The organism is Janthinobacterium sp. GW822-FHT07H11, from assembly GCF_058798615.1.
In genome coordinates this window covers 923,313-937,157 of the sequence record NZ_CM179507.1, presented here as the reverse complement: position 1 = coordinate 937,157, position 13,845 = coordinate 923,313, and the positions used below count along the sequence as shown (strand labels likewise).

Below are 13,845 nucleotides of genomic sequence, written 5' to 3'. Positions count from 1 at the left end.
TATTGCTTTAGCCCGTCGAACTTAGACGCGTTCAAAAATTCCGGCGGCGCCCATGCCGGCGCCCACGCACATCGTGACCATGCCGTACTTCTGCTTGGTGCGCTGCAGCGCGTGGATGACGGTAGCGGCGCGGATGGCGCCGGTGGCGCCCAGCGGGTGGCCCAGGGCGATCGCGCCGCCCATCGGGTTGACCTTCGATGGGTCCAGGCCCAGGTCGCCGATGACGGCCAATGCCTGTGCGGCAAACGCTTCGTTCAGCTCGATCCAGTCCAGCTGGTCTTGCGTGATGCCGGCGGCGGCGCAGGCGGCTGGAATGGCGAATTTCGGACCGATGCCCATGATTTCCGGCGGCACGCCGCGCACGGCGAACGAGGAGAATTTCGCCAGCGGGGTCAGGTTATGCTCGCGCAGGATTTTTTCGCTGACGATCAGGAGCGCACCGGCGCCGTCGGACATCTGCGAGCTGTTGGCGGCCGTGACGGTGCCCTTGGCGGCGAAGACCGGTTTCAGTTTGGCCAGCGACTCCATCGACGAATCGGCGCGCGCGCCTTCGTCGGTGTCGACCGTGCGGCGCGATACATCCACCTGGCCGGTAGCCAGGTTCGGCGTGCGCGTGATGATTTCGACGGGCGTCGTTTCCGCCTTGAAGAAACCGGCTTGCTGCGCGGCGATGGCGCGGCGGTGCGATTCGACCGAGAACGCGTCCTGCTGTTCGCGCGACACTTTCCATTGCTGCGCCACTTTTTCTGCCGTCAGGCCCATGCCGTAGGCCATGCCGATGTTCTCGTCGCTGAACATGTCCAGGTTCATCGATGGGTGGTGGCCCATCATCGGCACCATCGACATCGATTCGATGCCGCCGGCAATCATGACGTCGGCTTCGCCCACGCGGATGCGGTCGGCCGCCATGGCAATGGCCGTGATGCCCGAGGCGCAGTAACGGTTGACGGTGACGCCGCCCACGGTTTTCGGCAAGCCGGCCAGCAGCACCGAGTTACGCGCAATATTGAAGCCCTGCTCCGCTTCCGGGAACGAGCAGCCGATGATGGCGTCGGTGATCAAGGCCGGGTCCAGGCCAGGCGCCTGTGCCAGGGCCGATTGCAGCACGCGCACCAGCAGGTCGTCCGGGCGGGTGTTTCTGAACATGCCGCGTGGCGCCTTGCCGATCGGGGTGCGGGTTGCAGAGACGATGTAGGCGTCTTGAAGTTGTTTGCTCATTTTATGCTTTCAAAGATGTTGAACGAGGTTCGTGTTCTGTCGAATGTCCGGGGTAGTCAGGTTGCCGCTTAGCGCTTCTGCGACAAATACCAGTCCACCGTCACCTGTGCCGCCAGCGTGCCTTCGGAGTCGAAGATATCGACCGCCACGGGAAACGCCACCTTGCCATCCTGCGCCAGCTGCGCCTTCAAGGCAGCCAGGTCGCCCGGCACGCGGCCTTCGGCGCGCGTCGCGCCCCGGGCCACCTTCTGGTACTGAATGCGCGACTCCTTGGCCACCGGGCGCAAGCCCAGTATCAGCTCGGCGAAGCCGCCAGCCATGGCCGCGCCGGAAGCCGTTTCGGCCAGGGTAAACAAGGCGCCCGCATGCTGCGTGCCCAGGTGATTATGCAGTTTGGGATCGTCCGGCAGCGACACCTTGGAGGTGCCGGCGCCGATCTCGTCGATGCTGATCCCCAGCAGCCGCACGAAGGGCAAGGTGTCCATCATCTGTTGTTTGATACGGTCATACACCATGCTTGGCCTCACGCGCAGCAGTACTTTAAATACGAGGGACAGGATCGTCATCGACGCTGTGCTTAGTTGCGTACCGGCTTACCGGTCTGCATCATGCCCATGATCCGTTCCTGGGTTTTCGGATGGTTCAACAGCTCCAGGAATGCCTTGCGTTCCATATCCAGCAGCCACTGTTCGCTGACGAAACTGCCCTGGTCCACGTCGCCGCCCGATACGATCTCGGCGATCATCTCGCCCAGCTTGAAATCGTGCGCCGAAATGAAGCCGCCGTCGCGCATATTGACCAGCTGCGCCTTGATGGTGCCCCAGCCGTAACGGCCCGTGACCTGGATCAGCGATGGCAGTTGCGGACGGAAGCCCGCGTCGAACATGGCGCGCGCTTCGACCTTGGCCACGTGCAGCAGCTCGTAGGCGTTGAACACGATGACGTCGTCTTCTTTCAGGTAGCCCATCTTCTTCGCTTCCAGCGCCGATTTCGACACGTTGGCGGTGGCCGCATTGGTGAAGCCCGTCTTCAGGAATTGCAGGATATCGTTACCCTTGGCTTCCTTGTAGGCGCGCTGCGCCGCTTCCTTCAAGCCGCCGCCGGCAGGAATCAGGCCCACGCCCACTTCCACCAGGCCGATATACGACTCGATCGAGGCCACGCGCTTGGACGCGTGCAGCGCCAGCTCGCAACCGCCGCCCAGGGCCAGGCCAGCGACTGCGGCGATCACCGGCACGTTCGCGTATTTCAGCGACATGAAGGTGTTCTGCAGTTCGGCGATGATCGGATCGACGGCTTTCACGCCGCCCTGCATGAAGGCCGGCAGGGCCGATTGCAGGTCGGCGCCGGCCGAGAAGGCGCCGCCTTCGGCCGCGTCGGCGTGCCAGATCACCAGGCCCTTGAAGTTTTTCTCGGCTTCGGCCAACGCGAGCTTGAGTCCGTTAATCACGCCTTCGCCGATCACGTGCATCTTGGTCTTGAACGAGATGATCAATACATCGTCGCCCGTATGCCAGACGCGCACGGATTCGTCTTCGAAGACGGTGGTGCCGGCGGTCTTGCCGTCGATGGCGCCGCTGCCCAGCACGGGCGCGCGGAACTGCTGGCGGTCGTACACGGACAGGTTAGAGCGTGGCACGAAGCTGTTCGACACGGCGGAATACGAACCTTCCGGCGTGTGCACGCCGCCTTTTTCAGCGACCGGGCCTTCGAATACCCAGGCAGGCAGCGGTGCGTTGCACAGCGCGTGGCCGGCGTCGATGTCTTCCTTGACCCAGTTGGCCACTTGCAGCCAGTTCGATGCCTGCCACGTTTCAAACGGACCGACGTTCCAGCCGAAGCCCCAGCGCATGGCGAAGTCGATGTCGCGCGCATTGTCGGCCACGGTGTCCAGATGGATGGCGATGTAGTGGAAAGCGTCGCGGAAGATCGCCCACAGGAACTGGCCTTGCGGATTCGTCGATTCGCGCAGCGCCTTCATCTTCTTGACCGGATCCTTTTCCTTCAGGATGCGGGCGATGATGTCGGCCGCCTTGGCGCCGCCGGCCACGTATTCACCGGTGGCGAAATCGAGACGTTGGATTTCCTTGCCGACCTTCTTGTAGAAGCCTGCGCCGCTCTTCTGGCCCAGCGCGCCTTTTTCCACCAGCTTGGCCAGCACTTCCGGCGTCTTGTAGACGGCGGCGAACGGGTCGTTCGGCAGGTAGTCCTGCATGGTCTTGATTACATGGCCCATGGTGTCCAGGCCGACCACGTCCGCCGTGCGGAAGGTGCCCGACTTGGCGCGGCCCAGCTTGGAGCCGGTCAGGTCATCGACGACGTCCACGGACAGGCCGAATTTCTCGGCTTCGTGCACGATGGCCAGGATGCCGAACACACCCACGCGGTTGGCGATGAAGTTCGGCGTGTCCTTGGCGCGGACCACGCCCTTGCCCAGGGTGGTGGTCAAAAAACCTTCCAGCTGGTCGGCGATTTCAGGCTTGGTGAACGCGGTCGGGATGATCTCGACCAGGTGCATATAGCGCGGCGGGTTGAAGAAGTGCACGCCGCAGTAGCGCGATTTCAGGTCGGCGTCGAAGCCTTCGGCCAGCTTGGTGATCGACAGGCCCGAGGTGTTCGAGGCGAAGATCGCGTTCGGGCCGATGTGCGGGGCCACCTTCTGGTACAGGTCATGTTTCCAGTCCATGCGCTCGGCGATGGCTTCGATGATCAGGTCGCAACCGGCCAGCAGGTCCAGGTTGTCTTCGTAGTTGGCGACCTGGATCAGGGACGCATCGTCCTTGTTGCCCAGCGGCGCAGGCGACAGCTTTTTCAGGTTCTCGATGGCGCGCAGCACGATGCCATTCTTTGGACCTTCCTTTGCAGGCAGGTCGAACAGCACGACCGGCACTTTCGCGTTGATGCAATGGGCGGCGATCTGCGCGCCCATCACGCCGGCGCCGAGGACGGCTACTTTTTTAACGATGAAATTGGTCATATTTTCCTCAAGTCTTAGAACAGGTCTGCGTCGAGTGCCATCAGGTTGGCCGAACCGGAACGCGCCTGACGGATCAGGGTTGCCGTTTCAGGCTGCAAGCGGGCGAAGTAGAAACGTGCGGTAGCCAGTTTGGCGGTATAAAACTTGTCGCCGCTGGATTCTTTTTCGAGGGCGATCTTGGCCATCTGCGCGAACAGATAGCTGTAGATCATGTGGCCGACGACACGCAGGTAAGGCACGCAGGCCGCGCCCACTTCGTCAGGATTCTGGAAGGCTTTCATGCCGATTTCCATGGTCAGCTTGGTGACTTTGTCGCCCAGGTCGCCCAGTGGGGTGACGAATTCGCTCATCGCTTCATCGGTGCCGTTGTCTTCGACGAAGGCCTTGATCTTTTCGCCGAACTTGCGCAGCTTGGCGCCGTTGTCACCGAGGATCTTGCGGCCCAGCAGGTCCAGCGACTGGATCGTGTTCGTGCCTTCGTAGATCATGTTGATGCGCGCATCGCGCACATACTGCTCCATGCCCCATTCGGAGATGTAGCCGTGGCCGCCGAACACTTGCATCGCGTCCGAGGTGGCGATCCAGGCATTGTCGGTAATAAAAGCCTTGATGACGGGCGTCAGCAGCGCCACTTCGTCGGCCGCTTCCTTGCGCACGTCGGCGTCAGGGTGGTGCAGTTCGCGGTCGATCTGCAGCGCCACGTAGGAAGTGAAAGCGCGCGCGCCTTCGGCGTAGGCTTTGCCCGTCAACAGCATGCGGCGCACGTCAGGGTGCACGATGATGCGGTCGGCCGGCAGTTCCGGGTTCTTGATGCCGGACAGCGAACGCATCTGCGTGCGGTCCTTGGCGTAGATCAGCGCGTTCTGGTAGGCGATTTCCGTCAGGCCCAGCGACTGCATGCCCACGCCCAGGCGGGCCGCGTTCATGAAGACGAACATGGCGTTGAGGCCCTTGTTCGGCTGGCCGATGATCCAGCCTTTCGCGCCGTCCAGGTTCATCTGGCAGGTCGAATTGCCGTGGATGCCCATTTTTTCTTCGATGGCGCCGCAGGTGATCGGGTTGCGTTCGCCGACCGTGCCGTCCGCGTTCGGCAGGAATTTCGGCACCAGGAACAGCGAAATGCCTTTCGAGCCTTCCGGCGCGTCCGGCACGCGGGCCAGCACCAGGTGCAGGATGTTTTCCGCCATGTCGTGCTCGCCGGCCGAGATGAAGATCTTGTTGCCGGTGATGGTCCAGGAACCGTCCGCCTCAGGCAGCGCTTTCGAGCGCAGCAGGCCCAGGTCGGTGCCGCAATGCGGTTCGGTCAGGCACATCGTGCCCGTCCATTCGCCCGACACCAGTTTCGGCAGGTAGACTTCCTTCTGGTGGTCGGTGCCGTGTTCCTTCAGGCACTCATAGGCGCCGTGCGACAGGCCGGGGTACATGGACCAGGCCTGGTTCGACGAGTTCAGCATTTCATAGAACGAATTGTTCAGCACGACAGGCAAGCCCTGGCCGCCGTATTCCGGATCGCAAGCCAGCGCCGCCCAGCCGCCTTCGACGTACTGCTTGTAGGCTTCCTTGAAACCTTTCGGCGTGGTCACGCTTTTCGTGACGGGGTCGTGCTGGCAGCCTTCGCGGTCGCCGGAGTGGTTCAGCGGGAACAATACTTCGGAAGTGAATTTGCCGCCCTCTTCCAGCACCTGGTTGATGATGTCGGCGTCGACGTCGGCGTACGACGGCATTTGCTTCAGTTCTTCTTCCACTTGCAGGAACTCGTGCAGGACGAATTGCATATCCCGGATTGGCGCGACGTATTGACCCATAATTTTCTCCTGAAGGCGTTTAGCTAAAGTGTTTTACTTGTGAACTGCTTGTTCGTTGCTGCGGATAATTCCTGCGATTGCTGCTTGACGCTTTATGCCTGGCTGACCGCGGCCGGATTCTGGTACGAGGCCAGCAGGCGCACAAAGCCTGCCTGCGCCCGTTCGATGCTGCCCGGCACGCGCAAGAAGCGCGCATCGTGATGCAGGGCCAGGATCAGGCCATACATCTCGTACACCAGCTGCTGGGCGTCCGTGTCCGCCTTCAGGTCGCCCGTGGCGATCGATTGCTCGACACAGCGCAGCAGCGCGCCCTGCCAGGCCCGTACCATGGCCACCAACGCCTCGCGGATCGGACCCGGACGGTCGTCATACTCGACGGCGCCGCTGATATAGATGCAGCCGGAAGCAATTTCCACGCTGACCCGCTTGACCCAGCGCGCATACATCGATTGCAGGCGGGCGATGCCGCGCGGTTCTTTCATGCTGGGAAAAAAGACTTCCTGCTCAAAACGATGGTGGTAGAGCTTCAGCACTTCCATCTGCAAATCTTCGCGCGAGCCGAAGTGGGCAAACACGCCCGACTTGCTCATGTTCATTTTGTCTGCAAGCAGCCCGATGGTCAGGCCTTCCAGGCCGTCGCGGCTGGACAGGTCCAGTGCCACGTCGAGGATGGCTGCACGGGTCAGTTCGCCCTTGCGCATGAATTTGACTGAGGTATTCAAGAGTGCCGTTCTCAAAGTGAAGTTGCCGATCTGGCGGACTGGTGCGGCGAGTAAAAAAAAGCACGCCGCGAAAAAATCCGAACGCTCGTACTATTATCCACTACCACGTAAAAGTCAAACGGGAACTTTAGAGCGGGCGTTCTATTGGTGCAGCGCAGCATTCTTGGGCTGCGTGTTTGTATCGATTTCAGGCAGGCAAAAGCGGCGCACGCCCTTGCCTTACAGCAACAAGCGCGCCTCAGTCGAGGCCGCCTGCCTTGCTCAATTGACGGCGGTCGCGCTTGGTCGGCCGCCCCTTGATGGTGCTGCCCGGCTCGCGGAACAGCTTGCGTTCCTCGGCCAGTTGCTCGCGGCGGGCGATGCTGGCCGGCGTTTCGCCGTACAGCAGGCGCGCCACGGGGGCCGCGCCACGCTTGTCGGACAGGCCCAGCACGGCCACTTCCCACGTTTCCGCGCCATTGTCGATGGCCAGTTCGTCGCCCACGCGCAGGCTGCGCGCCGGTTTCACGCGCTCGCCGCCCACTTTGATCTTGCCCGTGTCGACGGCCTCGCTGGCCAGCGAACGCGTCTTGAAGAAGCGCGCCGCCCACAGCCATTTGTCCAGCCTGACCGTTGTCATCTCGTTCATGCGTACTTGCCTACTGAAAAAATGCGCATCACCAGCCGGTACACGAGGAAGGCGGCTTCGTAGCCGATGCGCCGGAAACGGCCGATGTGCTTGAAATCATCCTGGTGGATCACGATGCCGTCGGCGATGCCCTGCTCTATGTGCTGGCGCAAACTTTGCGCAAACGCAACGTCCTTGATCACCACATTGGCTTCCTGGTTCAGAAACAGGCTCAGCGCGTCAATATTGCTCGACCCCACCGTGGCCCAGTCATCGTCGACGACGGCCACCTTGGCGTGCAATTGCGTCTTGCGGTATTCGACGATCTTCACGCCGGCCGCCAGCAGCTTCGGATAAAACGAGTGCGCCACGGCATCCTGCATGCGAAATTCGCCCACGCCGATCAGCAAGACCACGTCGACGCCGCGCTGGGCGGCCTGGGCCAGCGCGTGGCGCAGCTTGTGCCCGGGCGCGAAATACGGATTGGCCAGCATCACGCTTTTCCTCGCCTGGCCCAGCGCCTGCAGATAGGCGCGCTGGATGGTGCGGCGGTTGCGCAGGTTGTCGCGCACGACAAAGCCGGCCACCACGGGATTTTTCGCCAGTTCCTTGCTGACCACGCGCATCTTGCGGTACAGCTTGATGCGCCGCACCAGGTTCATCTTGCCCAGGCGCGCCCACTGCGCCTGCGCTTCCGCGTGGATGGCGTCCACCAGCGGCCCCTTCACCTGCACGGCGAAGTCCCAGCGCGGCGCTTCCAGGCTGATGCTGTGGTCGTAATCGCAAAACATGTCGTCGTTGATATTGATGCCGCCCACCAGCGCCACTTCGAAATCGACGACGCAGATCTTGCGGTGCGTGCGCGTGATGCCGCGCCGGAACCACGGATTGAAGATGCGGTGATGCACGCCAGCCGCTTCCAGCTGCGCATGCATGGCATTGACGCGGCGGTTGCCCGTGCCGAACCAGTCCGTGATCATGCACACCAGCACGCCGCGCGCGGCCGCCCGCTTGAGTGCGTCGAGCACCAGGGCGCCCGTCGCATCGTCGGCAAAGATATACGTTTCGAAATAGACTTCCGCGCGGGCGCCGTCGATGGCCGCTATCAGCGCGGGAAAGTAATCGGTGCCGCAATACAGCAGCTGGATATCGTTATGGGCAGTGAAATTGACTGAGCGCATGCCGGCAGTCTACGCGAGTTTCAGTGCAGCAACGATAGGCGCATGGTCCGACAGTTTCGCCCACAGGGTGCCGTGCATCACTTGCGCGCCTTCCACATGGAAACCACGCACATAGATACGGTCCAGGCGGAACCATGGCAGGGCGGCGGGGAAGGTGCGCGCCGGCACGGGCACCGGCGTTTTCGTCTGGCGCCGCGCCAGGGTGCGCACGAGGTCGCCCAAGGCCGAGTTCGACGCGCGCTGGTCGAACACTTCCACCACGCCGAGCGCATTGCGCAGCTTGTCGCTGAGCGTATTGCGCCAGTCGTTGAAATCGCCGGCAATGATGACCGGTTCGCCATCGGGCGCCGACGCCATGACAGCTTCGATCAGCGCCTGCGTCTGGCGGCCCCGGCCCGATTCGAACAGGCCCAGATGCACGACATAGCAGTGCACGTCCGCGCGCGGCGTCTGCAGCACGCAATGCAGGATGCCGCGCTGTTCATAGGCGTGGTCGGAAACGTCGTGGTTGGTCTGTGAAGCGATGGGAAACTTGCTCAGCAAGGCATTGCCATGGTGACCATGGTCATACACGGCATTCATGCCATATGCCGTGTGATGCTCGGGTCCGGCAAAGAATTCATGCTGCGATGCTTCCGGCCAATGCTTGTGGCCATTATTCTCGGCGCCAAAGCGGGCCGCATTGCGGTCATGCTTGCCTTGCACCTCTTGCAGGAAGACAACATCGGCATCGAACAGGGCGATCGCCTGCTTCAGGGCATGCACGCGGGGCAAGCCCCGCACGGACGAAACGCCCTTGTGTATATTATAAGTTGCTACGCGGATTTTCATGCATTGATTCTACTCCCAGACAGGGGTCGCGCGGCGCCCCCGTAGGTGCGCGTGCGCACCTAATTCCTCGATAGGCTCGCCTGCGGCCTCGCCAGGCTCAGGCAAACATGCGCGCCAGGCCGCTGGCGACACTGACGCCGGCCGCCGCGATGCCGGCGGACCACACCACCTTGACCAGCAACGGCGCGCCGCGCCAGGCCACCGTGCGCTTGCCCTTGCTAAACATACCGGGATGCAACAGCAGTCCCACCACCATCAGCGGCAAGCCGACGGGCGGCGTGCGTTCGGGCGGCGTGTACAGGCTGGCCGCCAGAATCACGACCAGGCACAGCGCCAGGCAGAATGTGCCGGCCAGTTTTTGTTGCAGGGACAGATTAAACCAATTCAACATGAAAAGCTTTCGAATGAGATCAACGATGGTGCGCCAGGCCCGTCACGGCCGGTAATTGCAGGATGGCTTCCGCGTTGGAAGAGGAAAAACACCGGTCGGCCGCCGCCAGGCAGGGCAGCCATGCATATTGCAGGTGCTCGCGGGGACTCAGCGTAATCACCGTGTCGCGCGGCACTTGCACGCTGAACACGTGCTCCGTGTTGTGCGTCACGCCAGGCGCATAGCGATGACGCCAGATCGGGTAGATCTCGTACACATTCGACAAGTTCCAGTCGCGCAGCACGATGCGCTCGCCGTCGGCGACGATGCCCGTTTCCTCGGCCAGCTCGCGCGCGGCCGTCTGCGGCAGCGGTTCATCAACGGCGTCGACGGAACCGGTCACCGATTGCCAGAAGCCTGGCTGGCCCGCGCGTTCGATCAGCAGCACCTCGAGCTCAGCCGTATGAATGACGACCAGCACGGAAACGGGAATTTTATGAGTCATGTCAACAATAAAAAAGGGGTCAGACCCGTCGGGACTCGGCGTCCCCGTCTGACCCCAGCCCTCAACGGGTCAGGCTGTCGCCTTACGCTACTTTAGGCTCGGCGCCGCGCAAACGGATGTGCAGTTCGCGCAGTTGCTTCTCGTCCACTTCCGACGGCGCCTGTGTCAGCAGACACTGGGCGCGCTGGGTTTTCGGGAAAGCGATCACGTCGCGGATCGAATCGGAACCCGTCATCATGGTCACGATACGGTCCAGGCCGAATGCCAAGCCGCCATGCGGTGGCGCGCCGTATTGCAGCGCGTCGAGCAGGAAGCCGAACTTCAGCTGCGCTTCTTCCGCATCGATCTTCAGGGCACGGAAGACCTTGCTTTGCACTTCTTCGCGGTGGATACGGATCGAACCGCCGCCCAGTTCCCAGCCGTTCAGGACCATGTCGTAGGCCTTGGCGATGCAAGCGCCTGGATTGCTTTCCAGCATGTCTTCATGGCCATCTTTCGGCGCCGTGAACGGATGGTGGGTCGCCGTCCAGCGGTCCGCTTCCTCGTCGTGTTCGAACATCGGGAAGTCGACCACCCACAATGGCTTCCACACGTCGTCGAACAGGCCGGCTTTCTTGCCGAAATCGCTGTGGCCGATCTTCACGCGCAGCGCGCCGATGGCGTCGTTGACGACCTTGGCCTTGTCGGCGCCGAAGAAAATCAGGTCGCCGTCTTGCGCGTTGGTCAGTTCGATGATCTGCGCCAATGCCGCATCGTGCAGGTTCTTCACGATAGGCGATTGCAGGCCGTCACGGCCCTTGGCTTTTTCATTGACCTTGATGTAGGCCAGGCCCTTGGCGCCGTAAATGGCGACAAATTGTGTGTAGGCATCGATTTCCGAGCGTGGCATGGCGCCGCCGCCGGGTACCAGCAAGCCGACCACGCGGCCGTTCGGCATGTTGGCCGCGCCCGAGAAGACCTTGAAGTCCACGTCTTTCATGACGGCGGTCAAGTCCGTGAAGGACAGCTTGACGCGCATGTCCGGCTTGTCGGAACCATACAGGCCCATGGCCGTCGCGTAATCCATGACCGGGAAGGGGTTCGGCAGGTCGATGTCCAGCGTGTTCTTGAAGACGACGCGTATCATGTCCTCGAACAGGTCGCGGATTTCCTGTTCCGTCAGGAACGAGGTTTCGCAGTCGATCTGCGTGAATTCAGGCTGGCGGTCGGCGCGCAAGTCTTCGTCGCGGAAGCACTTGGTGATCTGGTAGTAACGGTCAAAGTTGGCAACCATTAACAGTTGCTTAAACAACTGTGGCGATTGCGGCAAGGCGAAGAAGTTGCCCGCGTTGACGCGCGATGGCACCAGGTAATCGCGCGCGCCTTCCGGCGTCGACTTGGTCAGCATCGGCGTTTCGATGTCGATGAAGCCCAGCGCGTCGAGGTATTTGCGCACTTCCATCGTCACCTTGTAGCGCAGGCGCAGGTTGTTCTGCATTTGCGGGCGGCGCAGGTCCAGCACGCGGTGCGTCAGGCGCGTCGTTTCCGACAGGTTGTCGTCGTCGAGCTGGAACGGCACGGGCACGGAGGCGTTCAGCACTTCCAGCTCCGAGCAGACCACTTCGATCTTGCCGGACTTCAGGTTGTTGTTGATGGTGCCTTCGATACGGTTGGTCACGACGCCCGTCACGCGCAGGCAGAATTCGTTGCGCACGGCTTCGGCGACCTTGAACATGTCCGCTTGTTCCGGGTTGCAGACGATTTGCACCAGGCCTTCGCGGTCGCGCAAGTCGATGAAGATCAGGCTGCCGTGGTCGCGGCGGCGATGTACCCAGCCGCACAGGCTGACGGTTTGTCCCAGCATGGCTTCGGTAACGAGGCCGCAGTATTCAGTACGCATAGACATAAAATTCTCAGTTCAGGTTAGTGAGTGTTCAATCCGGCCACGTCCCCCGTGGGACGCCTGCCTTTATTCTTTGGCTGCCGGGGCCGTTACAGCGACAACTTCCGCGGGCGCCACCACGCCCATCGAGACGATGTATTTGAGCGCCGCATCGACGCTCATGTCGAGTTCGACCACATCGCTGCGCTTCATCATCAGGAAAAAGCCTGACGTCGGGTTGGGCGTCGTCGGCACATACACGCTGACATAATCGCCCACCAGGTGGTTCGCCGCATCGCCGCCCGGCACGCCGGTCAGGAAAGCGATGGTCCAGGAGTTCTGGTGCGGATACGGCACCAGCACTGCCTTGCGGAAGGCATTGCCCGACGAGGAAAACAGGGTATCCGATACCTGCTTGACGCTCGAATACAGGGAATTGACGATGGGTATGCGCTGCAGCAACTTTTCCCACAGTTTCACCACGTAATTGCCAACCAGGTTATTCGTCAGCAAGCCCGTCAGGAAGACGATCACGATGGTCAGTATCGTGCCCAGGCCAGGAATGTCAAAGCCAAACAGCGAAGTCGGACGGAAACGCGCCGGCACCAGCAGCAGCGACTGGTCCAGGGTACCGATCACCAGGTTGAGCACCCAGACGGTAATGGCCAGCGGTACCAAAATCAGCAATCCGGTAATGAAGTATTTACGCATCGGTTTCTCGGTAAGGGAATCGGTCGGCGCGACGCAGCCGTCAGTCCGCTTTCGGCGCGGCGGCCACGGGCGCGGGCGCGGCGGCGGCAGGCGTGCTCTCGGCGGCAGGAGCCGGCTTGGCGCTGTCGGCCGGGCCCGTCGGAATGGCCGTGGTGGGCGCCGTGCCGCCACGGAAATCGGTGGCGTACCAGCCGGTGCCCTTCAGTTGGAAACCGGCAGCCGTCAATTGCTTCTTGAAACTGGGCTTGCCGCACGACAGGCACACCGTCAGTACTGGATCGGAGATCTTTTGCAAGACATCCTTGGCAAAACCACACTCGTCACAACGGTAAGCGTAAATCGGCATCTCTACTCCGAGAAAATCATCAAAAACCCTGAATTATAAAGCTTTTCCATCATCCCCTACGGAAATTGCCCAGCCGCTCGGCTGGCCATGCTCAGTCCGCCCGGCGGCGCCAGCTCATCCAGCGTTCGCGCCCCGCGAAAACGGCGATGGAATCGCTGACGGCTTCGTCTGCCAGGCAGTCGAAATGCGGCGCCAGCAATTCCTGCAGTGTCTCACGCGAAATACCGAACGGCGGCCCCTTGGCATTCTCGTCAAAAAAGAAATAGCCGGCCAGCATGGCGCCCGGCGCCAGCAGCTGCGCCCAGCGGGCCGCCACTTGCGGCCACATGGCGCGCGGCATGGCGCACAAAAAGGCCCGTTCATAGATCAGGTCCAAGGGCGCTGCTGGCTGCCAGGCAAAGAAATCCGCCTCCGCCACCTGCCCTGCCCGCTCACCCAGCTGGGCACGCGCGGCGGCCACGGCGGCCGGCGCAAAGTCGATGGCCGTGGCATCCCAGCCGTGATCGAGCATGAAGACCAGTTCATAGGCCGAGCCGCAGCCGGGAATCAGGCAGCGCAGCGGCGCCGGGCTGCCGGCCACGAAGCTGCGCAGGCGCGACGGCACGCCGCCCTGGTCCCAGGGCGTGAATTGCTTCTCGAAACGCTCGTCCCAGAAGGCGGGAGACGAGGGATCGCGGTTGTGGAAGTCAGCCATCACTTACGTCCTCAGAC

The 13,845-nt window shown here is 62.0% G+C and carries 14 protein-coding genes; all 14 read right to left on the bottom strand.

Features of this window, described 5'->3' with window-relative positions:
* Positions 1 to 21 precede the first annotated feature (21 nt).
* Positions 22 to 1,218 carry an acetyl-CoA C-acyltransferase gene (locus AC3RCJ_RS04160; RefSeq protein ID WP_070221628.1) on the bottom strand — a complete coding sequence of 399 codons (1,197 nt, stop codon included), beginning with the start codon at positions 1,216 to 1,218 and terminating at the stop codon, positions 22 to 24.
* A gap of 68 nt (positions 1,219 to 1,286) precedes the next feature.
* Entirely contained in the window at positions 1,287 to 1,784 is a 498-nt protein-coding gene (locus AC3RCJ_RS04155) for a PaaI family thioesterase (protein WP_492956808.1), read from the bottom strand.
* A gap of 11 nt (positions 1,785 to 1,795) precedes the next feature.
* The gene (locus AC3RCJ_RS04150; RefSeq protein ID WP_492956809.1) at positions 1,796 to 4,195 is read right to left on the bottom strand and encodes a 3-hydroxyacyl-CoA dehydrogenase/enoyl-CoA hydratase family protein; all 2,400 of its coding nucleotides are present in this window, start codon (positions 4,193 to 4,195) and stop codon (positions 1,796 to 1,798) included.
* Positions 4,196 to 4,209: 14 nt separating this feature from the next.
* Positions 4,210 to 6,000, bottom strand: a complete 1,791-nt coding sequence (locus AC3RCJ_RS04145; protein WP_492956810.1) for an acyl-CoA dehydrogenase C-terminal domain-containing protein — start codon at positions 5,998 to 6,000, stop codon at positions 4,210 to 4,212.
* Positions 6,001 to 6,092: 92 nt separating this feature from the next.
* Positions 6,093 to 6,701, bottom strand: coding sequence for a TetR/AcrR family transcriptional regulator (locus AC3RCJ_RS04140; RefSeq protein ID WP_492957016.1), 609 nt, complete (start codon positions 6,699 to 6,701; stop codon positions 6,093 to 6,095).
* A 259-nt stretch (positions 6,702 to 6,960) separates the two neighbouring features.
* Complete coding sequence (locus tag AC3RCJ_RS04135; RefSeq protein WP_492956811.1) at positions 6,961 to 7,350, bottom strand: RNA-binding S4 domain-containing protein; 390 nt, start codon at positions 7,348 to 7,350, stop codon at positions 6,961 to 6,963.
* The gene (gene clsB, locus AC3RCJ_RS04130) at positions 7,347 to 8,510 is read right to left on the bottom strand and encodes a cardiolipin synthase ClsB (protein WP_492956812.1); all 1,164 of its coding nucleotides are present in this window, start codon (positions 8,508 to 8,510) and stop codon (positions 7,347 to 7,349) included. The genes AC3RCJ_RS04135 and clsB overlap by 4 nt, the downstream gene beginning before the upstream one ends.
* Positions 8,511 to 8,519: 9 nt before the next feature.
* Positions 8,520 to 9,341, bottom strand: a complete 822-nt coding sequence (locus tag AC3RCJ_RS04125) for an endonuclease/exonuclease/phosphatase family protein (RefSeq protein ID WP_492956813.1) — start codon at positions 9,339 to 9,341, stop codon at positions 8,520 to 8,522.
* A 97-nt stretch (positions 9,342 to 9,438) separates the two neighbouring features.
* Positions 9,439 to 9,732 (bottom strand): hypothetical protein, encoded by a 294-nt coding sequence (locus AC3RCJ_RS04120; protein WP_492956814.1) that lies wholly within the window; start codon positions 9,730 to 9,732, stop codon positions 9,439 to 9,441.
* A 19-nt stretch (positions 9,733 to 9,751) separates the two neighbouring features.
* Positions 9,752 to 10,216 (bottom strand): dihydroneopterin triphosphate diphosphatase, encoded by a 465-nt coding sequence (gene nudB, locus AC3RCJ_RS04115; RefSeq protein WP_492956815.1) that lies wholly within the window; start codon positions 10,214 to 10,216, stop codon positions 9,752 to 9,754.
* An 82-nt stretch (positions 10,217 to 10,298) separates the two neighbouring features.
* The gene (gene aspS / locus AC3RCJ_RS04110) at positions 10,299 to 12,101 is read right to left on the bottom strand and encodes an aspartate--tRNA ligase (RefSeq protein ID WP_492956816.1); all 1,803 of its coding nucleotides are present in this window, start codon (positions 12,099 to 12,101) and stop codon (positions 10,299 to 10,301) included.
* A gap of 63 nt (positions 12,102 to 12,164) precedes the next feature.
* Positions 12,165 to 12,788, bottom strand: coding sequence for a DUF502 domain-containing protein (locus tag AC3RCJ_RS04105; protein WP_492956817.1), 624 nt, complete (start codon positions 12,786 to 12,788; stop codon positions 12,165 to 12,167).
* A gap of 40 nt (positions 12,789 to 12,828) precedes the next feature.
* Positions 12,829 to 13,134, bottom strand: coding sequence for an FmdB family zinc ribbon protein (locus tag AC3RCJ_RS04100; RefSeq protein WP_492956818.1), 306 nt, complete (start codon positions 13,132 to 13,134; stop codon positions 12,829 to 12,831).
* Positions 13,135 to 13,225: 91 nt separating this feature from the next.
* The gene (locus AC3RCJ_RS04095; RefSeq protein ID WP_492956819.1) at positions 13,226 to 13,828 is read right to left on the bottom strand and encodes a methyltransferase; all 603 of its coding nucleotides are present in this window, start codon (positions 13,826 to 13,828) and stop codon (positions 13,226 to 13,228) included.
* Positions 13,829 to 13,845 lie beyond the last annotated feature (17 nt).

Coding starts and splice junctions, on each gene's coding strand:
- AC3RCJ_RS04160 (WP_070221628.1), bottom strand. CDS start 1,218: ATGAGCAAACAACTTCAAGACGCCTACATCGTCTCTGCAACCCGCACC.
- AC3RCJ_RS04155 (WP_492956808.1), bottom strand. CDS start 1,784: ATGACGATCCTGTCCCTCGTATTTAAAGTACTGCTGCGCGTGAGGCCA.
- AC3RCJ_RS04150 (WP_492956809.1), bottom strand. CDS start 4,195: ATGACCAATTTCATCGTTAAAAAAGTAGCCGTCCTCGGCGCCGGCGTG.
- AC3RCJ_RS04145 (WP_492956810.1), bottom strand. CDS start 6,000: ATGGGTCAATACGTCGCGCCAATCCGGGATATGCAATTCGTCCTGCAC.
- AC3RCJ_RS04140 (WP_492957016.1), bottom strand. CDS start 6,701: ATGCGCAAGGGCGAACTGACCCGTGCAGCCATCCTCGACGTGGCACTG.
- AC3RCJ_RS04135 (WP_492956811.1), bottom strand. CDS start 7,350: ATGAACGAGATGACAACGGTCAGGCTGGACAAATGGCTGTGGGCGGCG.
- clsB (WP_492956812.1), bottom strand. CDS start 8,510: ATGCGCTCAGTCAATTTCACTGCCCATAACGATATCCAGCTGCTGTAT.
- AC3RCJ_RS04125 (WP_492956813.1), bottom strand. CDS start 9,341: ATGAAAATCCGCGTAGCAACTTATAATATACACAAGGGCGTTTCGTCC.
- AC3RCJ_RS04120 (WP_492956814.1), bottom strand. CDS start 9,732: ATGTTGAATTGGTTTAATCTGTCCCTGCAACAAAAACTGGCCGGCACA.
- nudB (WP_492956815.1), bottom strand. CDS start 10,216: ATGACTCATAAAATTCCCGTTTCCGTGCTGGTCGTCATTCATACGGCT.
- aspS (WP_492956816.1), bottom strand. CDS start 12,101: ATGTCTATGCGTACTGAATACTGCGGCCTCGTTACCGAAGCCATGCTG.
- AC3RCJ_RS04105 (WP_492956817.1), bottom strand. CDS start 12,788: ATGCGTAAATACTTCATTACCGGATTGCTGATTTTGGTACCGCTGGCC.
- AC3RCJ_RS04100 (WP_492956818.1), bottom strand. CDS start 13,134: ATGCCGATTTACGCTTACCGTTGTGACGAGTGTGGTTTTGCCAAGGAT.
- AC3RCJ_RS04095 (WP_492956819.1), bottom strand. CDS start 13,828: ATGGCTGACTTCCACAACCGCGATCCCTCGTCTCCCGCCTTCTGGGAC.